Annotated in this window: 1 pseudogene; it reads left to right on the top strand. The window is 69.0% G+C overall.

What is annotated here, in order from left to right:
• Nucleotides 1–609, top strand: a pseudogene (locus tag ACFFNX_RS52010) (sugar ABC transporter permease); the annotation flags it as partial.

Genomic DNA, 609 nt, shown 5'->3' on the forward strand with positions numbered 1-609 from the left:
CCGATGGCCGTGTCGTTCCTGGCCTCGGGTGTGATCTTCCGTCTGGTGTATGAACAGGACCCGTCGATGGGCGTGGCGAACGCGGTCGTCACCAGCGTGCACGACACCTTCGACGGCGGTTCCCGCTACCCCGGCGCCTCGGTCCGCGACGGCGACAAGAGTCCCGACGTGGCCCAGGGCGGCGCGGTGGTGAGCCGCGCCCAGGTCCAGACCGGCCAGAGCGCGCTGCTTCCGCTGGTGGGAGTCAAGCCGGAGAACCTGCCCAAGAAGCCGACCCCGGCCAAGGCCCCCCAAGCAGCGGCTGGGGGGATCGCCGGGCTGGTGTGGTTCGACTTCACCAAGGGTGGTGGCGGCACCCTCAACGCTCCCGACCCCACCGAGGCCGGTCTGGGCGGTATGAAGGTCCAGGCGGTCTCCTCGGCGGGCAAGGTCGTCGGGTCGGCCACCACGGAGAAGGACGGCTCGTTCGTCATCAAGAAACTCCCGGCCGGCTCCTACACCCTCAAGCTGCCGAAGGGGAACTTCACGGCGGCGTACGGGGGTGTGGATTGGCTGGGGTCGGCGTTGATCACTCCGGCGATCATCGCGTCGTATCTGTGGGTGTGGGCC

The sequence above is a fragment of the Actinoallomurus acaciae genome, assembly GCF_042429965.1.
In the GTDB taxonomy this organism is placed as follows: domain Bacteria; phylum Actinomycetota; class Actinomycetes; order Streptosporangiales; family Streptosporangiaceae; genus Actinoallomurus; species Actinoallomurus acaciae.